The organism is Clostridium sp., assembly GCF_036639235.1.
In the GTDB taxonomy this organism is placed as follows: Bacteria; Bacillota; Clostridia; order Clostridiales; family Caloramatoraceae; genus Clostridium_AB.
Genome location: NZ_JAVWJB010000007.1, coordinates 32,176 through 55,985 on the forward strand (window position 1 = coordinate 32,176; position 23,810 = coordinate 55,985).

The 23,810-nt window shown below is 32.9% G+C and carries 22 protein-coding genes; all 22 read right to left on the minus strand.

Annotated features, from left to right (window positions below; translation table 11 throughout):
* Positions 1-43: 43 nt before the first annotated feature.
* Complete coding sequence (locus tag RR539_RS03375; RefSeq protein WP_332473935.1) at positions 44-769, minus strand: ClpP family protease; 726 nt, start codon at positions 767-769, stop codon at positions 44-46.
* Positions 770-862: 93 nt separating this feature from the next.
* Positions 863-2,056 (minus strand): aspartate kinase, encoded by a 1,194-nt coding sequence (dapG, locus tag RR539_RS03380; RefSeq protein ID WP_332473936.1) that lies wholly within the window; start codon positions 2,054-2,056, stop codon positions 863-865.
* 80 nt (positions 2,057-2,136) lie between these two features.
* Positions 2,137-2,382 carry a YlmC/YmxH family sporulation protein gene (locus RR539_RS03385; RefSeq protein ID WP_332473937.1) on the minus strand — a complete coding sequence of 82 codons (246 nt, stop codon included), beginning with the start codon at positions 2,380-2,382 and terminating at the stop codon, positions 2,137-2,139.
* 50 nt (positions 2,383-2,432) lie between these two features.
* On the minus strand, positions 2,433-2,867 hold the full coding sequence (gene dut / locus RR539_RS03390; RefSeq protein WP_332473938.1) for a dUTP diphosphatase: 435 nt from the start codon (positions 2,865-2,867) through the stop codon (positions 2,433-2,435).
* Positions 2,868-2,900: 33 nt separating this feature from the next.
* The gene (locus tag RR539_RS03395; protein ID WP_332473939.1) at positions 2,901-4,160 is read right to left on the minus strand and encodes a M16 family metallopeptidase; all 1,260 of its coding nucleotides are present in this window, start codon (positions 4,158-4,160) and stop codon (positions 2,901-2,903) included.
* Between the two features lie 71 nt (positions 4,161-4,231).
* A complete protein-coding gene (locus RR539_RS03400; protein WP_332483429.1) occupies positions 4,232-4,909 on the minus strand; it encodes a polysaccharide deacetylase family protein in 678 nt (225 codons plus the stop codon).
* Positions 4,910-5,034: 125 nt separating this feature from the next.
* Positions 5,035-7,149 carry a polyribonucleotide nucleotidyltransferase gene (locus tag RR539_RS03405; RefSeq protein WP_332473941.1) on the minus strand — a complete coding sequence of 705 codons (2,115 nt, stop codon included), beginning with the start codon at positions 7,147-7,149 and terminating at the stop codon, positions 5,035-5,037.
* 173 nt (positions 7,150-7,322) lie between these two features.
* Positions 7,323-7,586: a 30S ribosomal protein S15 gene (gene rpsO, locus RR539_RS03410; RefSeq protein WP_332473942.1), complete on the minus strand. Its 264-nt coding sequence runs from the start codon at positions 7,584-7,586 to the stop codon at positions 7,323-7,325.
* A gap of 101 nt (positions 7,587-7,687) precedes the next feature.
* Positions 7,688-8,623 (minus strand): bifunctional riboflavin kinase/FAD synthetase, encoded by a 936-nt coding sequence (locus tag RR539_RS03415; protein WP_332473943.1) that lies wholly within the window; start codon positions 8,621-8,623, stop codon positions 7,688-7,690.
* A 19-nt stretch (positions 8,624-8,642) separates the two neighbouring features.
* Positions 8,643-9,515: a tRNA pseudouridine(55) synthase TruB gene (gene truB / locus RR539_RS03420; protein ID WP_332483430.1), complete on the minus strand. Its 873-nt coding sequence runs from the start codon at positions 9,513-9,515 to the stop codon at positions 8,643-8,645.
* A gap of 3 nt (positions 9,516-9,518) precedes the next feature.
* Positions 9,519-10,472: a DHH family phosphoesterase gene (locus RR539_RS03425; RefSeq protein ID WP_332473945.1), complete on the minus strand. Its 954-nt coding sequence runs from the start codon at positions 10,470-10,472 to the stop codon at positions 9,519-9,521.
* The gene (gene rbfA, locus RR539_RS03430; protein ID WP_332483431.1) at positions 10,465-10,815 is read right to left on the minus strand and encodes a 30S ribosome-binding factor RbfA; all 351 of its coding nucleotides are present in this window, start codon (positions 10,813-10,815) and stop codon (positions 10,465-10,467) included. The genes RR539_RS03425 and rbfA overlap by 8 nt, the downstream gene beginning before the upstream one ends.
* Before the next feature lie 15 nt (positions 10,816-10,830).
* A complete protein-coding gene (gene infB / locus RR539_RS03435) occupies positions 10,831-12,927 on the minus strand; it encodes a translation initiation factor IF-2 (protein WP_332473947.1) in 2,097 nt (698 codons plus the stop codon).
* On the minus strand, positions 12,914-13,246 hold the full coding sequence (locus RR539_RS03440) for a L7Ae/L30e/S12e/Gadd45 family ribosomal protein (protein ID WP_332473948.1): 333 nt from the start codon (positions 13,244-13,246) through the stop codon (positions 12,914-12,916). The genes infB and RR539_RS03440 overlap by 14 nt, the downstream gene beginning before the upstream one ends.
* Positions 13,239-13,505, minus strand: a complete 267-nt coding sequence (rnpM, locus tag RR539_RS03445) for an RNase P modulator RnpM (RefSeq protein ID WP_332473949.1) — start codon at positions 13,503-13,505, stop codon at positions 13,239-13,241. Before rnpM ends, RR539_RS03440 begins: the two co-directional genes overlap by 8 nt.
* On the minus strand, positions 13,505-14,626 hold the full coding sequence (gene nusA, locus RR539_RS03450; RefSeq protein ID WP_332473950.1) for a transcription termination factor NusA: 1,122 nt from the start codon (positions 14,624-14,626) through the stop codon (positions 13,505-13,507). Before nusA ends, rnpM begins: the two co-directional genes overlap by 1 nt.
* Before the next feature lie 24 nt (positions 14,627-14,650).
* Entirely contained in the window at positions 14,651-15,109 is a 459-nt protein-coding gene (rimP, locus tag RR539_RS03455; protein ID WP_332483432.1) for a ribosome maturation factor RimP, read from the minus strand.
* 151 nt (positions 15,110-15,260) lie between these two features.
* A complete protein-coding gene (locus RR539_RS03460) occupies positions 15,261-19,580 on the minus strand; it encodes a PolC-type DNA polymerase III (RefSeq protein WP_332483433.1) in 4,320 nt (1,439 codons plus the stop codon).
* A 13-nt stretch (positions 19,581-19,593) separates the two neighbouring features.
* Positions 19,594-20,640, minus strand: coding sequence for a flavodoxin-dependent (E)-4-hydroxy-3-methylbut-2-enyl-diphosphate synthase (gene ispG / locus RR539_RS03465; protein ID WP_332474344.1), 1,047 nt, complete (start codon positions 20,638-20,640; stop codon positions 19,594-19,596).
* 12 nt (positions 20,641-20,652) lie between these two features.
* The gene (rseP, locus tag RR539_RS03470) at positions 20,653-21,651 is read right to left on the minus strand and encodes an RIP metalloprotease RseP (RefSeq protein WP_332474352.1); all 999 of its coding nucleotides are present in this window, start codon (positions 21,649-21,651) and stop codon (positions 20,653-20,655) included.
* Between the two features lie 29 nt (positions 21,652-21,680).
* Entirely contained in the window at positions 21,681-22,826 is a 1,146-nt protein-coding gene (locus tag RR539_RS03475; RefSeq protein WP_332483434.1) for a 1-deoxy-D-xylulose-5-phosphate reductoisomerase, read from the minus strand.
* Positions 22,823-23,806 (minus strand): AI-2E family transporter, encoded by a 984-nt coding sequence (locus RR539_RS03480; RefSeq protein ID WP_332474346.1) that lies wholly within the window; start codon positions 23,804-23,806, stop codon positions 22,823-22,825. Before RR539_RS03480 ends, RR539_RS03475 begins: the two co-directional genes overlap by 4 nt.
* Positions 23,807-23,810: the final 4 nt, after the last annotated feature.

The window sequence follows — 23,810 nt, forward strand, 5'->3', positions numbered from 1 at the left end:
AACTTTGTTAACATATTATATATTAACAAAGTTTTTGTAAAGTTTATACCTCTTTTTTTTCCTCTATTAATTCACGAAGCTTATTAAGTGCCTTGCCTATTCCTCCAACTTCTTTAATTATACCAAGTTCTGTGGCCTTCTCTCCAATAATAATAGTACCAACATCATTTAAAAGCTCATCTGTTTGCATCATAAGGTTATATAGCTTATCTTTAGATATATTTGAATTACGTGTAATAAAGCTAATAATTCTATCCTGCATCTTATTAAAGTACTCAAATGTTTGAGGGGCACCTATTACAAGCCCATTCATTCTTATTGGATGTATAATCATTGTGGCAGTAGGCGTAATATATGAATAATCTGTACATACTGCAAGAGGTACCCCTATACTATGACTACCTCCAACAACAAGTGATACTGTTGGCTTTGTTAATGAGTTTATCATCTCAGATATAGCAAGCCCAGCCTCTACATCACCACCTACAGTATTAAGAACAACTAATACCCCTTTAACCTTAGGGTTTTGTTCAGCAGCTATAAGTTGAGGTATAACGTGCTCATATCTTGTAGCCTTAGTTTGTGGTGGAAGAACATTATGACCTTCTACTTGACCAATAATATTAATTGTAAATATATCATCACAGCCATCTGGTATAGCTGCATTTCCTAATTGCTTCAAATTTTCAAGCTTTTCGTTGTTTTCTGCCTGTTTGTCTACAGGATTTTTTTCCTGTTCATAATTATTTTTGTTTGAATCTAATACCAAGTAAAACACCTCATTTTATTTTTAGTATTAGTTTCTTTAATTTATAAAATAATATGCTAAAAAGGATAGGAAAATATTTTCCTATCCTGATTTTTATTTTTCTAGATTAAATTCATTGTGAAGACTATTTATAGCACGGTGAGTATCTTCACCTTTAACTAGACACCATATTGTCATATGTGAGTCAGCTGTTTGAAGAACTTCAATTCCGCCTTTATTAAGTGCCATAAGAATTCTAGACATAACACCTGGAATTCCCTTCATACCACTGCCTATAACTGATACCTTACTACAGTTTCTAATTATATTGTAGTTAAGTCCTCTCTCTTTAAGAAGGTTATTTACTTTTTCCGTATCATTATCATCTATAGTAAATGCTTTATAGTTTGGAAATACATTAATAAGATCAATACTTATTCCCATTTCTGCAAGGGTAAAGAATAGTTCGTTTGAGTTATCAGCTCCATTGTCAAATCTTATACTTACCTGTGTTCTACAAGGCATATGAGTAACACCAGTAATTATGTGACTTGAGTTAATTTCTTCCTTCGAAGATATTATTGTTCCCTTAGCATCGGACATAGTGTTTTTAATGTAAACAGGTATATTGCCCCTCATAGCATATGAAACTGCCCTTGGGTGAATAACCTTAGCACCATGATCTGCTAACTGGAATACTTCGCTGTAGCTAATACTATCAATTATTTTAGCATCATTAACTATTCTAGGGTCTGCTGTCATGATTCCATCTACATCTGTATATATTTCTATTGCTTTAGCCTTTAAAGCCTCTCCTATAACAGTTGCAGAGGTATCACTTCCACCACGACCAATAGTAGTAAGTTCATTATTCATTGTAGCCCCTTGGAACCCAGTTATAATAGGTATGATTCCAGCAAGTAATAAGTCATATACTTTTACAGGGTCTACCTTAATGATTTCAGCGTTACCATAGTTATTATCTGTTATTATTCCTGCTTGCCCTCCAGTTAGAACGCGTGTTCTAAGACCCTTTTTATTAAGAGTATCTGATAGAACAACTGCAGAAATTATTTCACCACAGCACATTAAAAGGTCTTTTTCCTGAGCAGATGTAGATTCTTTAACATCTACTAAAGATAAAAGAGTGTCAGTTGCATAAGGATCTCCCTTCCTTCCAATTGCAGATACTACAACCACAGGTAAAAATCCATCATTTGAAGCCTTTTCTATTTTAGAAGCAACAAGTTCTCTAGTTTCAGCCGTTGCTACTGACGTACCTCCGAATTTCTGTACTAATATATTCATTTTTATCCCCCTTATTGCTACATATATTTCTACATACTAATATATTATACCCTCTTATTGTAAAATTGTGAAAATAAATTTTATATTTTATGGTCAAAAATTAATGTTCTATCACAAACCTTCATTTTTGCTGTCCATGGAAGGAAAATATTCCCCGAATCTTTAAATGAGAAAAAAGATGATTTACTTTCATATGCTTCAAGTCCAATTAATTCTCCATTATCTCTTGAGAATATCATATCGCATTCACCTATAAAACCATATTTTTCTCCGTTATATATGTTTATTATTTCAAGATTAGTTATTTCTGAAAGTCTTTTACTCATAATATACCTCCTAAAAACAAATATAGTTATGTATATTAAAAAACAGGTGGTTATAGACCTGTTGATCCAAAACCACCTGCTGCTCTTTCAGTATCATCTAGTTCTTCAACTTCAATGATATCTGGAGTCTTTATTTTATTAATAACCATTTGGGCAACTCTGTCCCCTCTTTTAATGGTAAAGTCTTCTGTTCCAAAGTTAATCATTATAAGGTTAATTTCACCTCTATAATCACTATCTATAGTTCCAGGAGAATTAACAAGTCCAAGTCCATTTTTAATTGCAAGACCACTTCTAGGTCTTACCTGTGCTTCATATCCACTTTCAATAGATATTGCTATTCCAGTTGGAATTAGTTTAATTTCACCCTTTTTAATAATAGTGTCACCTTCTACTGCTGCATATAAGTCCATTCCTGCAGCACCTTCAGTCATGTACTTTGGAGTAGGTAAATCCTTTGATATTTTCTTAATATAAAGCTTCATAGTAATATAGCTATTAGATAGCTACCTCCTTTGTTAATTTAATATGTAAGATTCAAATTCATCTGTAGTAATATCTTTCCCAACTACCGCAGCAGATATTATGCCATCTTCAAATACATAGTCAATAACCTTATCTACATCTTCCTTAGTAATATTGTCTATTTTCTCAAGAGTTTCAGCAGGAGTTTTTGTTTTGCCAAGTGTAAGCTCTGCTTTACCCATGCCAAACATAAGATTTGAAACTCCTTCAAGGCCTAATATATAACTTCCCTTAAGTTGTTCTTTAATCTTGCTTATTTCTTCTTCACTCATTTTGTTTTTGTGTAAAGACTTAATCTCTTCTCTAATAAGTTTCATAGCATCTTCGAGATAAGCTGGATTACATGCAAAGTATATACTAAATATTCCACAGTTTTTGTAAGATGATGGGTATGAATAAATAGTATACACATATCCCTTTTCTTCTCTTATAATTTGGAATAACTTAGAACTAGTTCCACTTCCAAAGAAGCTATTAACAGCAAGTAGGCTATATAGTCCCTCATCTCCTGATTTAAGCCCTTTAAGTGTTAATGTAACATGTACCTGCTCTATAGGCTTATTCTTAACTAGAATGTGATTTGAGTAGCTAGGTGTATCATCACATTGTAATGCATTGTTAGATTTTCTGAAATTATTAAATTTCTCTTCAAGTTCACTAATTAATTCATCTTCTTTAAAGTTACCAGCTACTGAAATAATTGTATTATCTGTAGTATATCTTTCATTATAATAATCAAGTATACTTTCACGAGTAAATCCTGAAACTGTTTCATATGTACCAAGTATAGGATATGCAAGTGGATTTTCTCCCCATATACCCTTTGACTGAAGATCTGAAACAACATCCTCTGCAAGATCTTCATACATACTTATTTCTTCAATAACTACAGATTTTTCTTTCTCAATATCTTCCTCTGTAAATAAAGGATTTATAACTATATCCGATAAAACATCTATTCCATTTTTAAAGTGATTATCTAATAACTTAACATAGTAGCATGTAGACTCTTTAGCTGTAAAAGCGTTAAGCTGTCCACCTAAAAATTCTATTTCTTCAGATATTTGTTTTGAGGATCTATTTTTACTTCCTTTAAAAAGCATATGTTCTATAAAATGTGATATTCCGTTATTAACCTTATTTTCATATCTTGAACCACTTTTAATCCATACTCCGATACTAATTGAATTAACATATGGTATATGTTCAAATATTACCTTAATTCCGTTGCTTAATATATGTCTTTTGTACATACGTACCTCCTAAGCGTTATATTGCATAAATCGATTATAAAATAAGTACCTACTTAAATCAACAATTATTATTACTTAATATTAAGCAATTCAGTTACTGTTATTATCTCATAACCCTGTGATTTTATGTATTTCACAATAGAATCTAAAGACTTTTCTGTTATATCCTTTGGATGCATTAATATTATACCGCCTTCAGTAAGCTTTTTTGAAACTCTTTTTAGTATAAGGTCTGTTGATGCATCTTTCCTCCAGTCAATAGTATCAATATTAAATGTTACTAGTTTATGGTCCGCTTTTTGAATTACCTTTTGAGTATTTTCATCAAAATCACCAAATGGTGGTTCAAAAAGTGTAGTTTTAATACCAAGTTCCCTATTTAAAAGGTCTTCAGTTAGTTTTATTTCCTTAATATTATCCTCTAGACTAAGCTGTGTAGGCCTTTTGTGATAATAACCATGATTTTGTATATCATGTCCATTATCAAGTATTTCTTTAACTACAGGTATGTTTTTCTTAGCCCATACTCCACCAATAAAAAAACTTATCTTAATGTTATTTTCTTTTAGAGTTTCAAGCATTGATGGAAGTAAGTCTTCCCCCTCATATACGTTACATGCAATGGCTACAACCTTCTTATCAGTATCCACCTTATCTATAGGTGTTATTGTGCTTTTGAAAACACTTTTACTATCTCCGTATATAATCCCTAAAAATAGCATAAGAGCCATACCTAAAGCTAGGAACATAGTCTTTTGTAATATCCATTTTTTTATCATTTTACACCCTTATTTAAAATGCTATACATGTTATTTTATTAATAACTTACCTATAAAAGAACATAAAAAAAAGGCTTTTAAAAGCCCTTTTAGGATTATTCCGTAGTTTCCTTTTCTTCTGTTGTTTCTTTCTTAATAGCATCTTTTCTTGAAAGGTTAATTCTTCCTTGACCATCAATTTCAGTAACCTTAACAAGTATTTCGTCGCCAATGCTAACAACATCTTCAACCTTATTTACTCTTTCATGAGCAAGCTTAGATATATGAACAAGTCCTTCCTTACCAGGTAGAACTTCAACAAAAGCACCAAATGCAGTTATTCTGTTTACCTTTCCAAGGTATATTTCACCTGCTTCTACTTCCTTAACTATTCCTTCAACAATTGCTTTAGCACTGTTTCCAGCTTCAGTATTAGGAGCACAGATAAATAATCTTCCGTCATCTTCAATATCGATTTTAACGCCTGTTTCAGCTATTATCTTATTAATAGTCTTACCACCTGGCCCTATAATATCTCTAATCTTATCTGGGTGGATGTTCATTGAGATAATTCTAGGTGCGTATGGTGAAAGATCACTCTTATGAACCGGAATAGCCTCAAGCATGTTATCAAGAATTGTAAGTCTAGCAATTCTTGCCTTCTCTACAGTTTCCTTAATAATATCTTCTGGAATTCCCTTAATCTTTGTATCAACTTGGATTGCAGTAATACCCTTAGTAGTTCCTGCTACCTTAAAGTCCATATCTCCAAAGAAATCTTCAATACCTTGAATATCAGTTAATACTTCATATTCACTAGCATCATCATTAGTTACAAGCCCCATTGCTATACCAGCAACTGGTCTCTTAATAGGAACACCAGCATCCATAAGTGCTAGAGTACTTGCACAAACACTTGCCTGTGAAGTTGAACCGTTTGAGCTTATTACCTCTGATACAAGTCTTATAGTATATGGGAATTCTGATTCATTTGGGATAACTGGCTCAAGCGCTTTTTCAGCAAGTGCTCCGTGACCAATTTCACGTCTACCAGGTCCTCTCATAAATCTTACTTCACCAACACTATATGGTGGGAAGTTGTAATGATGCATGTATCTCTTTGATTCTTCTTCACTAAGTCCATCAATAACCTGTACATCACCTAATGCTCCAAGAGTAGCAACAGTCATAACTTGAGTTTGACCTCTTTGGAATACACCTGACCCATGAGTTCTTGGAAGTATGCTAACATCACTTATAAGTTCTCTTATTTGATCAAATTCTCTTCCATCTGGTCTAGTCTTTTCCTTAATAACCATAGTTCTAACCTGCTTCTTCTGCATGTTATAAATTACGTTATCTATATCTTTAAGGTTATCTGGATAAATTTCTTCAAACTTAGTGAAGATCTTATCTTTAATAGCATCAACCTTTTCTTGTCTTTCTTCCTTATTTGAACATCTCATTGCATCAAATAATTCATCATATGCAAAGTTCATTACAGCTTCTTCAATTTCCTCTGGAACCTTGTATAGATTTGGTATGTTCTTTTCCTTACCAACAGCAGCTATAACTTCTTCTTGGAATGCAATTGATTCTTTACATCCTTCAAATCCAATCATAATAGCTTCATACATAACATCCTCTGGGATTTCGTCTCCGCTAGCTTCAATCATCATTACTCTTTCTTTAGTAGCACAAACAGTTAAGTGAAGGTCACTTTTTTCTCTTTGCTCAAGTGTTGGGTTAACAACTATTTCCCCATCAACTCTTCCTACAAGTACGGCACCAAGTGGTCCCTCAAAAGGAATGTCTGATATTGATAGAGCAAGTGATGCTCCATTAATAGCTAGAATTTCAGGTGAGTTGTCTGAATCTACTGAAAGAACAGTACAAACTACCTGTACATCGTTAAAATATCCCTTAGGGAAAAGTGGTCTAATAGGTCTATCTATTGCTCTTGCTGATAGAATAGCCTTTTCTGAAGGTCTACCTTCACGCTTTATAAAACCTCCTGGGATCTTACCAACAGCGTATAGTCTTTCCTCGTAGTCAACACTTAAAGGAAAGAAGTCTATTCCATCCTTTGGCTTTGCAGAAGAATTAGCATTTACAAGTAAATATGTTTCACCATAGCTTATAAGTACAGAACCATTTGATAACAGGGCATACTTACCAACTTCAGCCTTAAGCTTTCTATTCACAAAATTAGTTTCGAATATTTGGTGCATTAAGCAGCCTCCTTTCATTAACGAATTAAAGTATCATTATTATTATGAATACTTTTTATAGATTTTAACACTATGTATAAAAATATTATATCATATCATCTTTGTCTAATGACTAAATATTTTGCTGAAATAAAAAAAGATAAAATAATAGAGCGGATTAACCGCCCTATTAATTACTTTCTTATTCCTAGTTCAGCTATGATAGCACGATATCTTTCAATATCAATCTTCTTAAGGTAGTTAAGAAGACCTCTTCTAGCTCCAACCATCTTTAAAAGACCTCTTCTTGAGTGGTGGTCCTTCATATGACCCTTAAGGTGACCAGTTAAATCGTTGATTCTTCTTGTAAGAATAGCGATTTGAACTTCTGGTGAACCAGTGTCTCCTTCGTGTCTTTGGTGCTTAAGAATAATTTCTTGCTTAATTGCTTTTTCCATTGTTGTAACCTCCATTAATTTAAAGTATCCCCTTATGCCATGAAATTCGTTTGGAGAGTCGAATAACTTAGCATAGGTTCTAAAATATTATACCAAAGACATTAGTTATTGTAAATATTATTTTTAAAGTACTCCTTAGCAGTTTCAATATCTATTGTAACTCTATCTATAAGGTCTCCAACAGAAGCGAATTTAGTCTCATCACGTAGATACTCTAAAAACTCCACTTTAATCTCTTTACCATAAATATCTTTGTTAAAATCAAATATATTTGTTTCCATAACCCTAAACTTACTTTCAACAGTAGGTGTATAACCTATATTGGTAATAGATGGATATATACTATTATCTACATGTGCAAGGGTTATGTAAACGCCATTTTTAAATGATAATTTATCATCTATTATAACATTAGCAGTAGGAAAACCAATAGTATGTGCTAGACCCTTTCCACATACAACCTTTCCAGATTGGAAAAGATTATACCCAAGTAGTCTATTAGCCTCTTTAATGTTTCCAGTACTGATTTTTTCACGAATAATTGTACTTGATATCTTTTGGGATACAAATGAAACCCTTTCAACAACATTAAGGTCGTAATCAAGCACATCTTTTGATTGATGAAGAAGTAGAGAATTACCACGTCCTTCTTTTCCAAAAGTATAGTTATAACCACAAACAATAACCTTAGCCTTAAGATTATTAACAAGCCCCTTTAAAAAGTCCTTATCTTCAAGGTCCCTAAATTCACTATTAAAATTAACAAAGTACAAATAATCTACTCCTAAGGTTTCAATTATAGATGCCTTCGAATTGTTATCAGTAATAATCTTAGGTCCACCTGTCTCAAACAGTATACTTCTTGGGTGTTTGTTAAATGTTAGTACTGCACTTTTTATACCTTTTTTCTTAGCTATATCAACAGCTTCACGTATTATGGCTTGATGGCCTCTATGTACTCCATCAAAGGTTCCAAGTGCAACACATATTGGTTCACTAGAACTTAATTTTTGAAAATCTCCGTTAATTATCTTCATCTTATTACCCTACCCAGATCTAAAACATTAGTTTATCAATTTTAAATGTACTCCCTTTAACATGTCCAATACCTAAAAAAGTATTTGGCATTAAAAATCCTTTAACCTTCTCACCTTCTTTTATAGGTGAATCTAAAGTAATCTTAACAGGATTTCCATTTAAAACTTTATCCCTATGTTTATTATCAATAAAAACCGAGTCCATTTCAAGTCCATATTCTATAGGATATAAAATATTTTCTATATTCTCTAGAGAAATGTCCTTAAGATTCACTGCACTTTCAATGGTAAAAGGTCCTGTTTGACTTCTAAGTAAAAAACTCATATACCCGTAGCATCCAAGCATATCACCAAGATCCTTACATATACTTCTAATATAAGTTCCCTTAGAGCATTTTATTTTAAGAGATATACGAGGAAGTGAAAAATCTAAAACTTCAATAGAGTGAATTATTACCTTTCTAGTTGGAACAACAAACTCTTCACCCTCTCTTGCTAAGTCATAGGCTCTTTTACCATTAATTTTAATAGCTGAATACTTAGGGGGAATCTGAGTAATTTCCCCTTTAAAGTTATTAAGCTTATCCATAAACATATCATATGTTACATGTGAATAATCACTAAAATCTTCATGTAAAAACTCACCATACTTATCATAGGTATCTGTTTCATTGCCAAGTGTAAGTTCACAAATATACTCTTTACTTTGGTCTGTTAGGTACTGGGCAATTTTAGTTCCTTGACCAAGACAAATTGGTAAAACCCCAGCTGCTCCAGGATCAAGTGTACCAGTATGTCCAACCTTTTTCATTTTAAGAGTTCTTCTGACATATGAAACAACATCATGTGAGGTCATTCCAGGTGGCTTTAATATGTTAAGTATTCCATTCATCCTTTAAATGATCTCCTTTATCTTAGAAAGTAAACTATCTATTACAAAATCAATATCTCCACTTATAGCACAGCCGGCAGCTCTTATATGACCACCACCACTAAAGCTTTCCGCAACAAATCTAACATCAGCATAGTTTTTTGAACGTATACTTATTTTATATAGATTATCAGACTTTTTCTTAATTAAGACTGATACTTCAACAGTATCAATATCTCTACCTATATTAACAATATCTCCAGTTTCATTTTCATCCACACCTGACTCTTTAATAATTTCATCAGATAAATAGATAATTGCTAGCTTATCATCAAAGTAAAACTTAAGCTCATTAGTAGCTAGTGCCGTAAGCTTAAGCTGCTGCTTTGTTTTCTCATCTAAAAGCCTATTATATATCTTTGAATGATCTATATTAAATTCCATAAGATTAGCTGCTGAAATTAAAGTTGATGGAGAGGTATTGGAATATTTAAAACCCCCTGTATCAGAAACAATTGATGTATAAAGACATATTGCAACGTTTCTGTCTATTGGAAGTTCCCCCTCTTTCATAATACTAAAAAGCATTTCACCAACACTTGATATTTCAGGACACACATAATTATGTGTTCCATAATAGTCATTTGACTTATGATGGTCTATATTAATTACAGTTGTTTCTTTAAGTAAAATATCTGAAAAACTAAGTCTTTTAGTGTCTCCACAATCAAGTGCAAAAACTACATCATACTTAACACTCGGAGCCTCTGTAATAATATTACTTGCACCCTCTAAAAAGCTAAGTCTTTTTGGAACCACATCATTTAAATACACATTAACGTTTTTGTTAAGAAGTTTAAGACAGTTATATAGACCTAACATAGAACCCATACAATCTCCATCTGGAGACGTATGGGATACTATTGCAAAGTTATTATTTAATTTAATAAGGTCTATAATGGTTTTTACACTAGTCATTCTTCTTTATATCAGAAAGAATTTTATTAATGTGTAAACCATGTTCTAAAGACTCGTCTATTTCAAACAGAATTTCAGGTGTATATCTAACCTTAATCTTGCTTGCAACTTCACGTCTAATGAATCCAGCAGCACTTCTTAAGCCTTGTATACACTTAACCTTAGCTTCCTTATCACCAAATACACTAATATATGCCTTAGCATATCGTAAGTCTTTTGTTACATCAACCCTAGTTACTGTTGTAAGCATTGGTACTCTAGGATCCTTAATATTGTTTTGTATAATATCACTTAGAATCTTTCTGATTTCCTCAGAAAGTCTAACTGTTCTATTAAATGCCATATACTACTTCACCTCTTATTTTCTTTCAATTTCTTCCATAGTATATCCTTCAATAACATCGTCTTCCTTAAGGTCATTAAACTTTTCTATTGTTATACCACATTCGAATCCAGTAGCAACTTCCTTCGCATCATCCTTAAATCTCTTAAGTGATGAAAGCTTACCTTCAAATATAACAATACCATCTCTAATAACTCTAACGCTGTTATTTCTATTTATCTTACCATCTTCTACATAGCATCCAGCAATTGTTCCAACACTTGATACCTTAAATGTAGTTCTAACGTTAAGTTTTGCTGTAATAACTTCCTTATATATAGGGTCTAGCATCCCCTTCATAGCAGCAGTTACATCGTCAATAGCATGGTAGATAACTCTATACGTTTTGATTTCAACCTTTTCTTTTTCAGCGAGTACTCTAGCAAGTGAATCAGGTCTTACATTAAATCCTATAATAATAGCATTTGATGCTGAAGCTAGTGTAACGTCTGTTTCAGAAATAGCTCCCACTCCACCGTGGATAACTCTAACTCTAACCTCATCATTTGATAGCTTAACAAGTGATTGTCTTACTGCCTCAACAGAACCTTGAACGTCTGCCTTAATAATAATGTTAAGATCCTTAACTTTACCCTCTTGTATTTGGCTAAATAGCTCTTCAAGTGAAAGCTTAGCAGTGCTTGCATAGAACTTTTCCTTGTTCTTGTTTTCAACAATTGTAGCTACTTGTCTAGCAGTCTTTTCGTCTTGAACTGCATAAATAATATCTCCACCGCTTGGAGCATGTGAAAGTCCTAGTACCTCAACTGGCATTGAAGGTCCTGCTGATTTAACATTCTTACCCTTGTCGTTAATCATAGCTCTAACTTTACCGTAAGCTGAGTCAACAACAATTGAGTCTCCAACCTTAAGAGTTCCATTTTGTACAAGAATAGTAGCAACAGGTCCTCTTCCCTTATCTAGTTGAGCCTCAACAACAATACCCTTAGCAAGTCTGTTAGGATTTGCCTTAAGGTCCTGCATTTCTGACATTAGAACTATCATTTCAAGTAGGTTATCAATACCATCTCCTGTTTTAGCTGAAACAGGTACACAAACAGTATCTCCACCCCAATCTTCTGAAACAAGCTCATGCTCTGTAAGTTCTTGTTTAACTCTCTCTGGGTTAGCAGCTGGTTTATCCATTTTGTTAATAGCAACAATTATAGGTACTCCTGCCGCCTTAGCATGGTTAATAGCCTCAGCAGTTTGTGGCATTACACCATCATCTGCAGCAACAACTAGTATTGCGATGTCAGTAGCCTGAGCTCCTCTAGCTCTCATTGATGTAAACGCAGCGTGTCCTGGAGTATCAAGGAATGTTACCTTTTCCCCATTAACGTCTACTGTATATGCACCAATGTGCTGAGTGATTCCACCTGCTTCTGTTGAAGTAACCTTAGCACTTCTAATATAGTCAAGTAGAGATGTTTTACCGTGGTCAACGTGTCCCATTACTGTAACTACTGGTGGTCTTTTTACAAGATCCTTCTCATCGTCTTCAAAGTCATTTACAAGAATTTCTTCTTTTTCTTTGACTTCTTCTATTTCTAATAATAAATCATATTCTTCTGCTATTTTTTCAGCAACTTCAAAACTAATTTCATTATTTACATTTGCCATTACGCCCATAAACATAAGCTTCTTAATAACTTCAGCTGTTGGCTTGTTGATTCTTTCACAAAAATCCTTAACTCTTATGCTTTCTGGAATGGTAATTATTCCTATATCCATCTTATCCTCATCCTTACTTGAGGGATATTCATCCCTCTTATTTTTTCCCTTGTTTTTCTTTTTAGAAAATGATTTTTCTTCTAATTCATGCTGTTCGTATTTTTCATGTTCTTCGAATTTACTAGCTGGTTCAGCTGAATCTTGTGAGTCAGTTGAATCCTTATCTTTTGATTTTTGAAGTTCCTCTAAGAACTCAGTAACTATTGAAGCCTCATCGCCTTCGATAACACTCATATGATTCTTAACTTCAATACCAAACTCTTTATTTAAAAGCTCGATAAGTTCTTTACTACTCATTTCACTTTGCTTTGCCAGTTCATATATTCTAATTTTTGACAATACATTCACCCCCATTTTTTATGTGAGAAGCTTTCTCTTTAAACGCTTTTGCAAAACCAGCATTTTTTATACCGAGTACACTTCTTGGAGACTTTCCTATAGCATAACCTAGATCATCTTTATCACCAATAATAAGATATTCAAGGTTTTTTCTAGATGCAAGTGCTGTAAACCTATTCTTAGTGTTATTACTTGCATCCGCTGAAATAATCAGAAAAACAACGTTATTTTTTTTGATCTCAATTTCTACAGTATCATCACCTGAACAAAGATTTCCTGATTTTTGCATAAGACCTAAAAAGCTATAAATCTTATTCATTAGAAATCTCGCCCATTAATTGTTCATAAATCTCAGGTGATATACTAATTCCAAGTGCTCTTTCAAATTTTTTTGCTTTAAAAGCCTTATCAAAACACTCAGTACATTTACATATATATGACCCTCTACCAGGAGCTTTCCCAACTAGGTCAATTTTAATTTCATTTTCTTTATTCTTAACAACTCTAATAAGATCCTTCTTAGCCTTCATTTCTTGACAGCCAAGACACATTCTTGTAGGAGTCTTTTTTATCTTCACTATATATCCTCTCCTTCAATAACTGGAACTTCAACTTCTTGAGATTCAGTCATAGAAACAACCTGATCATTAGTAAAGTTTTGACATTCTGCTGCCTGTGATTCACTCTTAATATCAATCTTCCAACCTGTAAGCTTAGCTGATAGTCTAGCATTTTGTCCTTCTTTACCTATAGCAAGTGATAATTGGTAATCAGGTACTATAACCTTAGCACTCTTCTCTTCCTCATTAACACTAACACTTACAACCTTTGATGGGCTAAGTGCATTTGCAATAAATTCAGCAGGGTCTTTGCTCCACTTAACAATATCGATTTTTTCACCCTTAAGCTCTGAAACTATGTTTTGAACTCTCATTCCACTTGGTCCAACACATGCACCAGTAGCATCAACATTCTCATCCTTTGAGAAAACTGCAATTTTAGTTCTTGATCCAGCTTCTCTTGCTATGCTTTTGATTTCAACTATTCCATCAAATATCTCTGGAACTTCAATTTCAAATAGTCTCTTAATTATTCCAGGATGTGTTCTTGAAATAACTATATTAGGTCCCTTTGAAGTCTTCTTAACTTCAACAACATAAAACTTAAGAATATCTCCGTGTTTATATATCTCTGATGGCATTTGCTCAGTTGGAGTTAGGAAAGTTTCAAGTCTTCCTATATCAACTAGTATATTTTGCTTTTCTTTCTTTTGAACTATACCAGTTATAATATCATTTTCCTTTTCAACTAACTCTTTGTATATTACGTCTCTTTCAGCTTCTTTAATCTCTTGGATAACTCTTTGTCTAGCGTTTTGGGCTGCAACTCTTCCGAATTCTCTAGGATTAACTTCTATATCAACTACATCATCTAGTTCATATGTAAGATTAATTGCCTTAGCGTCCTCTAAACTAATCTCAAGCAGGTTATCATAAACATCTTCAACAACCTTCTTTTGAGCGTAAACATGTGTTTCTCCAGTTTCTTTGTTAATTGTAACCTTAGCATTTTGTGAAGTTCCGTAGTTCTTCTTATATGCTGAGATTAGTGATGATTCTAGTGATTCGAATATTATATCCTTTTCAATTCCTTTAAGGCTTGCTATTTCAAGTAGTGAGTCTATAAACTCATTGTTAATCATTTTTAAATTCCTCCCAAAATTTTAAAAATCATTTAGTCGTACAGAAGCTACTAAACTTTTATCTATTTCGATGTTATTATTATCGATTGTAATTATTATATTATTGTCAGTGTATCCATTTAGAATACCGTCAACAAACTTCTTATCCATAAACGGTTTGTAGAATTTTATTTTAATTTTCTTACCATTATATTTGATAAAGTCGCTTTCTTTTTTAAGTGGTCTATCAAGTCCTGGTGAAGAAACTTCAAGATAGTAAGACTCTTTAATTGGGTCTACTTCATCTAATTTATCGCCTACTGCTCTACTTACAGCTGCACAATCTTCAATTTGAATACCGTTTTCTGAATCTATATAAAATCTTAAATACCATTCGCCATCTTCTTTAATATATTCTATATCAACTAATTCATATCCAAGTGATTCAACTAATGGTGCTGTAAATTCTTCTATAGTTAGTTCTAAAGATTTCTTGCTCATTTTGGCCCTCCCATCTTATATTTATTATTTGTATAAACACATAGCTTATATTCATGAAAACATAAATGAAAGAGTGGGTTTCCCCACTCTTTATTCATTAAGTATATATGCTGTTTATAACATTATAACATTAAGTGTTTTTTTTTACAAGTTAAAATAAAGATAGCTGGCTTGTGTCAGGAAGTCCCTCAAGACATCCATGCTCGTTCATTATCTCTATAACTGTTTTAGATATCTTAGTTCTAACTCTTAAATCTTCTTTAGAAATAAATTCACCATTACCGCGAGCCTCTACAATACTCTTTGCAGCAGTTTCTCCAACTCCTTGTAGAGCCCTAAATGGTGGTAGTATTCCCTCATCAGTTATTTTGAATCTAATACTATCCGATTTATATAAATCTACCTTAAGCATTTTAATTCCCCTTGCAAACATTTCATTTGCAATTTCCATAACAGTTAAATACCCCTTCTCTTTTTGGGTTAGGTTATTACCCTTAGCTTCAACTTCGCGAATAGCCTGAAGTACTGCATCCTGTCCCTTAGATACTATGCTTGCATCAAAGTCTTCAAGTCCACGTACACTAAAGTATGTAGCATAATAAGCCTGTGGATAATACACTTTAAAATAGGCTATTCTTATAGCCATCATAACGTAGGCAACTGCGTGTCCCTTAGGGAACATATACTTAATTGTATTACATGAATTAATATACCACTCAGGCACATTATTCTCCTTCATTTCCTCTATATCCCCGTCACGAAGTCCTTTTCCCTTTCTAACTCTCTCCATTATGGTAAATGCATTTTTAGGCTTAACACCCATAAGCATTAAATAGTTCATAATATCATCTCTGGTACAAATTACTTCTTTAAGTGTTGCATACCCATCACGAATAAGATCCTGTGCATTATTTAGCCAAACATCGGTACCATGTGATAATCCTGAAATTCTAACTAATTCTGCAAAGGTATGTGGCTGTGTATCAACAAGCATCTGACGAACGAACTTCGTACCAAACTCAGGTAGGCCTAAGGTTCCAACTTCACATGTAAAATTATCCTTGTTAACATTAAGAGCCTCTGGAGAAGTAAATAAGCTAAGTACCTTCTCATCTCCAAGGGGAATCTTTGTTGGGTCAAGTCCTGTTAAATCTTGAAGCATTCTAATTACAGTAGGATCGTCGTGTCCTAGTATATCTAGCTTCAGTAATCTACCACTTATAGAATGATAATCAAAATGTGTAGTTATAATATCACTATTAACATCATCAGCAGGCCTTTGTATTGGGCAGAAATTGTATATATCATTATCCCTTGGAACAACCATTACACCTCCTGGATGCTGACCGGATGTTCTTTTAACTCCAGTACATCCCTTAACAAGCCTTTCAATTTCAGCTGCTGTAGATGGAATTTCTCTTTCGTCTAAGTAATTCTTAACATATCCAAATGCTGTTTTTTCAGCTATTGTTCCAATAGTACCTGCCCTAAACACATATCCTTCACCAAATAATTCTTCAGTGTATTTATGTGCATTTGGCTGGTATTCACCTGAAAAGTTAAGGTCTATATCAGGTTCCTTATCACCCTCAAAACCAAGGAAAACCTCAAAAGGTATTTCAAATCCATCCTTAGTAAGTGCTGTTCCACATTTAGGACAGTCCCTATCCTTAAGGTCAGCACCTGAACCTATAGAACCATCAGTATAGAACTCAGACCATTTACAATTACTACATACATAGTGTGGTGCTAATGGGTTAACCTCTGTAATATCTGTCATTGTTGCAACTAATGATGATCCAACCGACCCTCTTGATCCAACTAGGTATCCATCATCAAGTGATTTCTTAACAATTTTATGAGATATAAGATAAAGAACCGCATATCCATTACTTATAATAGAGTTAAGCTCCTTATCAAGCCTTTTTTGAACTATTTCAGGTAGAGGTTTTCCATAAATGCTATATGCCTTATTTAAAGTCATATCTCGTATCTCTTCATCTGCCCCATCTATTTTAGGAGGAAACGTTCCATCTGGAATTGGCTTTATGCTCTCTACCATATCTGCTATTAAATTAGGGTTTTTTATAACAACATCATAACAGGTTTCATGACCTAAATAACTAAATTCATCAAGCATTTCCCCTGTTGATTTATAGTACAGTGGGGGCTGAGAATCTGCATCATTAAATCCCTTACCTGCCATAAGTATTCGTCTATAATACTCATCATGTTTATTAAGGAAATGTACATCTCCTGTTGCTACAACCAACTTATTAAGACTTTTTGCTATACTTACAACTTTTTTGTTTAATTCCTGCAGACCCCTTTGATTTGGTACTATACCTTTTTCAATAAGGAACTGATTATTTCCAACTGGTTGTATTTCAAGGTAATCATAAAACTCTGCAATTTTCTTAACAATATCCTCAGGCGTATTATTAAGAACAGCCTTATATACCTGACCTGCTTCACATGCTGATCCTATAATTAAGCCATTTCTATTTTCTATAAGAAGACTTTTAGGTATACGGGGTCTTTTATGGAAATACTTCAGATGACTTTCAGAAACCATTTTATATAAGTTATAAAGTCCTTCATAATTCTTAACAAGAATTATAGCATGGTGTGTTTCTGCCTTTTTAATATCAAACTCACTTAAGTATATATTGTTTACTTCACCAATAGTGTTTATATTCATCTCTTTAAGCATATCTATAAACTTAAAGAAAATACCAGCAGTAGCTACTGCATCATCAACTGCTCTATGATGATTTTCAAGACTAATGTTAAAGTATTCTGCTAATATATTAAGCTTATGCTTTTTAAGGTCTTTTAATAGCCACCTTGAAATTGTTAGTGTATCAACAACAGTATTTTTAAATTCTAAATTAAGTCTGTTACACTTTTCTATAATAAAACCTGTATCAAACTTCGCATTGTGTGCAACTACAGGACTATTTCCTATAAATTCAAGAAACCTTGGCATAACCTTATCTATACTTTCTTTATCCCTAACCATTTCATTTGTAATACCTGTTAGCTTTGTTATTTCAAATGGTATAGGCTTTAGTGGATTAATCAAAGCTGAAAAGGTATCTATAATCTCTTTATTTTTAATCTTAACAGCTCCAATTTCAGTAATCTCCTCTGTTGCCTTGTTAAGCCCAGTTGTTTCTATATCAAATACTATATACTCATCATTAAGAGAATATTCTCTTGGACCACATATTAATGGTTCACCATCATCAACTAAATATGCCTCTACACCATAAATAACCTTTATGTCTCCAGAGCTTGATGCATCCATAGCCTCTGGGAATGCTTGAACAACGCCATGATCTGTTATTGCAATTGCTTTATGACCATATTCCTTAGCTCTTTTAATAAGCATAGATGCTGAACATACCCCATCCATAGAACTCATTTGTGTATGAGCGTGAAGTTCCACTCTTTTTTCTTCACTTCCATCATCTACCTTAGGTTTTTCTTCCTTTGATACAAAATTAGCCATAATAATAGTTTCCTTAGAGAATGTATCAAATGTAACTCTACCATGTACAAGTACCATTTGTGCTCCCTTAATATTACTTATAACATCACTTGCAACCTCTGGTTTTAAGAAGGCTTTTATGTTAACTGAACTTGTATAATCTGTTACGTTAAACATAAGTAGCACCTTGCCACTTTTCAGTTCCTTAGTATCAATTCCAAAAATTTCGCCGCGAACAGTTACTACATCCTCTTCATTTAATGCATCTGAAATACTTGTTTTAAAGTATTCCTTCGGGGATCTACCGTAAATAATATTATCTGAAGCTACCTTAGCAGCTGAAGCTACCCTAACAGTTTTAGGCTTTTGAATCTTTTCATCAGAAGTTTTTTCTTCTTTAACAATTGGAGCCTTAATAGATTCTATTTTACTATCTTCAATAGCTTTAAATTCTTCATAATTAAAGCCAGAGTTAATAACCTGAAAATCTATATAAGTAAGCTCTCCAAATATTTTTTGAATATGCTCTTTAATTTGTTTGTCTACTCCCCTATCCTTTAAAAGCTTAGTTACAAATTCACTTTCTACATAAATAGTAATATTTTTATCCTTAAGCTTAAATTCAGATACTTGAAGAAAACATAATATGGTTGGATTTTGTTTAAATATTTCGTGTATAAAGTGTTTAAATCTATTATTATCACTAACTATTTCCTCAAGTGTAACATTTGGTTTTTCATTACTTTCAATATGAACGTTAATGTTACCATTAATAGATAGTGAATACTTAAGTGCTTCCTTAATAGTCAGTAAAATATCCTCATTAAGATTACAAAGAGTGGAAAGAACAACATTCCACTCTTTGTTTGATTTACTTATATATATCTTTTTAATGAAAATATCTTCTATAATATCCTTTAAGGATGCATCATTAAAATTATAATCCTTAGTAATTATAGTACTTAATGACTTTTCCATATCCTCCTCCAGATTATAAAAGGTTAATTTCTTCTATAAGGGTTTCAAGTAGCTTATTCTCAGGAACCTTTTTAATTATCTTTCCTTTTTTGAATAATAAACCCTCTCCCTTTCCTCCTGCAATTCCTATGTCAGCTTCACGTGCCTCACCAGGTCCGTTAACTGCGCATCCCATAATTGCAACCTTAATATCCTTATCTATACCTGCTAAATACTTTTCAGCTTCCTTAGCAATTCCTATAAGATCTATTTGGGTTCTCCCACATGTTGGGCAAGATACTATTTCAAGACCTCTTTTTCTAAGTCCTAATGATTTAAGTATCTCTATTCCCACTTTAATTTCTTCTACCGGGTTATCAGTTAAAGACACACGTATAGTATCTCCAATTCCCTGTGAAAGCAAATGCCCAAGTGCCACTGAAGACTTAATTGTTCCTGAAAAAATAGTTCCAGCCTCCGTTAGCCCAAGGTGTAATGGATAATCAGTTTTGCTTGCTAATAACTCATAGCTTTTAATGTTATCAACTACATTTGATGACTTAACAGAAATAACCGTATCATAAAAGCCTTCCTCTTCAAGTAGCGCAGCATTTTTAAGTGCGCTTTCAACTAATCCTTCTGGAGTAGGTTTTTTATATTTTTCAAGAATTTCTTTCTCAAGTGATCCTGCATTAACTCCAATTCTTATAGGTAGATTACTATGCTTAGCACTACTTACTACTTCTTGAATTTTTGTCTTTGAACCAATATTACCTGGGTTTATTCTAAGTGCGTCAATTCCATTTTCTATAGATTTTAGTGCAAGTCTATAGTCAAAATGAATATCAGCAACAAGTGGAATATGAATTCTTGGTTTTATAAGTTTAATAGCATCTGCTGCCTGAGCATCTGGAACAGCAACTCTAATAATTTCACAACCTGCATCTTCAAGTTCTAAAATCTGACTAACTGTAGCTTCAACATCTCGAGTATCAGTATTAGTCATTGACTGGACAGTTATTCTTTCATCTGCCCCCATGTATATATTACCAACTCTTATCCTACGTGAGTTTCTTCTCAATTTTATCACCTTCTATTTAAAGAATCTAACTATATCGTTGTAGGTTACAAAAACTATAAATGTCATCAGGAGTGCAAATCCTATGATATTTAATATACCAATTTTGTTTTGATCTATTTTCTTACCTGTAAGTGCCTCAATCAGTAATATTATAACCCAGCCTCCATCTAATGCAGGGAAAGGTATTAGATTAAGTACTCCAAGATTTATACTTAAAAAGGCCATAAATGAAAGGAAAGTCCATATTCCAGCCTGGGCTGCTTTACCTGATAAGTCAACTATAGCAACCGGCCCTCCAAATGAATCCATAGATGCATTCCCTTGAACTAAAGTTCCTAGGAATCCTATCATCTGCTTAATAGATGCAAACGTTTCAACTGTTCCATCCTTTATAGACTCTATTAGATTACCTTTTTCAAGTGTTGGTGCTATACCTATTAGATGCCTTTTTGCCTTTTCATCGTATTTTGGAGTAACTGATATTTTTTTCTCAGTTCCATCTCTTAATACTACTAGGTCTAAAGGATTCCCCTTATTTTCACTAATTTCAGCTACAACTTCATTCCATGTTTTTATTTTTCTATCATTAATTTGGATTATCTTATCATTTTCTCTAACTCCTGCTTCATATGCAGGAGATGATATTTCAACTTTTTCGATTGTCGGCTTAACCGTACCTTGATTAAAAAATACTATTGAAAATAATACAATAGCAGTTACTATATTAAATGCAGCACCAGCTACTATAATTAACAATCTCTTCCATGGATTTTGATTACAAAATGCTCTTGGGTCATCTGACCCTTCTTCTTCCCCTAGCATTTTAACATATCCTCCAATAGGAAGGAGTCTTAATGTATAGTCTGTTTCCTTTTTTCTAAATGAGAAAAGTTTAGGTCCCATACCTATGGCAAATTCTAAAACTTTAACACCTGATAACTTAGCTGTTAAAAAATGTCCAAGTTCATGGGTTGCAATAAGTATTCCAAATACCAATATTGCTGCTATCATTGTTGTCAATATATCCACCACCTAAGAAATTATTTAATTGAATTTACATATGCCCTAGTTTCTTTTTCAATTTGAAGAATATCTTCAACTGTATACTTATGTATAGTCTTATGACTCATCATTGCCCTTTCAACAAGTTCAGTTATCTTTAAAAATGAAATCTTCTCATCTAAAAATAGTTGAACAGCCTCTTCGTTAGCTGAGTTAAATACAGTTGTCATGGTTCCCCCTTCAATTCCTGCCTCATATCCAAGCTTTAATCCTCTAAAAACCTTAGTGTCTGGCTTTTCAAAGGTTAACCCTGACAACTTAAATAAATCAAGCTTTTCAGATGAAGCAAGTTTCCGATTTGGGTAGTCAAATGCATACTGTATAGGGTGCTTCATACTTGGAACACCAAGCTGTGCAATAATTGAAGAATCTCTGTATTCAACCATTGAATGAATAATGCTTTGTGGATGAACTGCAACATCTATTTTGTCATATGAAACATTAAAAAGAAAATGTGCTTCAATAACTTCTAAAGCCTTATTAATTAGGGTTGATGAATCTATAGTAATCTTTCTTCCCATACTCCAGTTAGGGTGTTTTAGTGCATCCTTAAGAGTTACACTCTTTAAAAATTCCTTGTCACGTCCTCTAAAAGGACCTCCTGAAGCTGTTAGAATAATTTTCTCTATATCCTCTACTTTATTACCATTTAAACATTGAAAAATAGCACAGTGCTCACTGTCAACAGGTATAATCTTAGAACTTGATGATTTCATAAGCTCTGTAATTATCTCTCCACCAACTACAAGTGTTTCCTTGTTAGCTAGAGCAATATCCTTTGAAGCTTTAATTGCTTCAATAGTTGGAACAAGTCCAATCATACCCATAATAGATGTTAAAACTATATCTGCCTCTTTAAGTGTTGATACTTCAACTAAACCTTCTACTCCATATAGAATCTTAACACTTTCACTTTTTAGATTCTTCCTTAGAACATCATAGGCATCCTTATTATTAACAACTATATAAGGCGGCCTAAACTCCATGTACTGATCCATTAAAGCATCTAGATTTGAGTTAGCCGATATAGCTAAAAGGTTATATTCCTCTTTTTTATTTCTAATTATATCTAGCGCCTGAGTTCCTATTGAACCTGTTGACCCTAAAATTACGATATTTTTCATCTGTATGTTAGGTCTCCTTTCTCAATGCCCTTATAAATTTCTTTAAACATTACCAGAATTAAAGGTCCAAATAAAACTCCCATTGTACCGAATAAAGTTACTCCTATATAAAGTGAAAATAACACAAAAATAGGCTTAAGGACTAAATTTCCTTGCATAAGTTTTATTTCTGCAACTTGCCTTACAATTATAAGTAATAGTATTGTTACTACTAATCCAAAACAGATAAAGTACTGCTTTGATATAAATGTATACAATACTATCGGTAAGAAAATAAACAAAGGTCCTACAATAGGTAGTAAATCAAGTATACCACAAATTATTCCTATTGATAAAGGGTCTTGAAAGCCTAGTATCATAAGAGAGATTGAGGTAATTGCTATTGTTATTGCTACAAGACGAATTTCTATAGTTATTAGGGTATTTATATTATATACAGACTTTCTTATAACACTATATATACTATTCCCAAGTATGCCTTTTACCTTAAATGCTAAATAAGGTAAGTCTAGACTCATTAAAAATGACGCTAGGGCTAATATGAATACATAAATAGACCCTCCAAGTGCTGTCATTACAGTATGTAAAATTTTCTCCTTATATTGTAATATAATATTTTTTGCTTCAAGTATAATTTTTTCATAATTATCGTTAAAAGAGCTTATTAGGGGGTAATCCTTATATGTATCTAAAAGTCTTGGCATTATATCTGTAACTTGCACTATTTTTGTAGCTACATACTGCCATATGTATGCTCCAAATACAAATACTAATATACCTCCTAATGCAAAAGTTAAAATAACAGCTGTTTTCCTATCAACCTTAAACCGCATTAAGTACACTATTACTGGTTCAATTGAAAGGGTAAGTATTAATGCAAATAAAAAAGGCCACAAAAAAACAAGACTTAATTTAAGTATTAATATTACAATTATAGTTAATAATATACCCTTAAAAAATGTCTTGTTTATGCTTATCATCTAA

What these genes read in the sequence shown, in the direction of transcription:
- RR539_RS03440 (WP_332473948.1), bottom strand. Translation starts at nt 13,246, where the DNA reads ATGAATAAGATTTATAGCTTTTTAGGTCTTATGCAAAAATCAGGAAAT.
- RR539_RS03395 (WP_332473939.1), bottom strand. Translation starts at nt 4,160, where the DNA reads ATGTACAAAAGACATATATTAAGCAACGGAATTAAGGTAATATTTGAA.
- RR539_RS03475 (WP_332483434.1), bottom strand. Translation starts at nt 22,826, where the DNA reads ATGAAAAATATCGTAATTTTAGGGTCAACAGGTTCAATAGGAACTCAG.
- rseP (WP_332474352.1), bottom strand. Translation starts at nt 21,651, where the DNA reads ATGATAGCAGCAATATTGGTATTTGGAATACTTATTGCAACCCATGAA.
- RR539_RS03400 (WP_332483429.1), bottom strand. Translation starts at nt 4,909, where the DNA reads ATGTTCCTAGCTTTAGGTATGGCTCTTATGCTATTTTTAGGGATTATA.
- RR539_RS03480 (WP_332474346.1), bottom strand. Translation starts at nt 23,806, where the DNA reads ATGATAAGCATAAACAAGACATTTTTTAAGGGTATATTATTAACTATA.
- RR539_RS03415 (WP_332473943.1), bottom strand. Translation starts at nt 8,623, where the DNA reads ATGAAGATAATTAACGGAGATTTTCAAAAATTAAGTTCTAGTGAACCA.
- truB (WP_332483430.1), bottom strand. Translation starts at nt 9,515, where the DNA reads ATGAATGGAATACTTAACATATTAAAGCCACCTGGAATGACCTCACAT.
- dut (WP_332473938.1), bottom strand. Translation starts at nt 2,867, where the DNA reads ATGAAGCTTTATATTAAGAAAATATCAAAGGATTTACCTACTCCAAAG.
- RR539_RS03460 (WP_332483433.1), bottom strand. Translation starts at nt 19,580, where the DNA reads ATGGAAAAGTCATTAAGTACTATAATTACTAAGGATTATAATTTTAAT.
- rpsO (WP_332473942.1), bottom strand. Translation starts at nt 7,586, where the DNA reads ATGGAAAAAGCAATTAAGCAAGAAATTATTCTTAAGCACCAAAGACAC.
- RR539_RS03425 (WP_332473945.1), bottom strand. Translation starts at nt 10,472, where the DNA reads ATGACTAGTGTAAAAACCATTATAGACCTTATTAAATTAAATAATAAC.
- RR539_RS03385 (WP_332473937.1), bottom strand. Translation starts at nt 2,382, where the DNA reads ATGAGTAAAAGACTTTCAGAAATAACTAATCTTGAAATAATAAACATA.
- dapG (WP_332473936.1), bottom strand. Translation starts at nt 2,056, where the DNA reads ATGAATATATTAGTACAGAAATTCGGAGGTACGTCAGTAGCAACGGCT.
- rbfA (WP_332483431.1), bottom strand. Translation starts at nt 10,815, where the DNA reads ATGGCATTTAATAGAACAGTTAGACTTTCTGAGGAAATCAGAAAGATT.
- RR539_RS03405 (WP_332473941.1), bottom strand. Translation starts at nt 7,149, where the DNA reads ATGCACCAAATATTCGAAACTAATTTTGTGAATAGAAAGCTTAAGGCT.
- rimP (WP_332483432.1), bottom strand. Translation starts at nt 15,109, where the DNA reads ATGAGCAAGAAATCTTTAGAACTAACTATAGAAGAATTTACAGCACCA.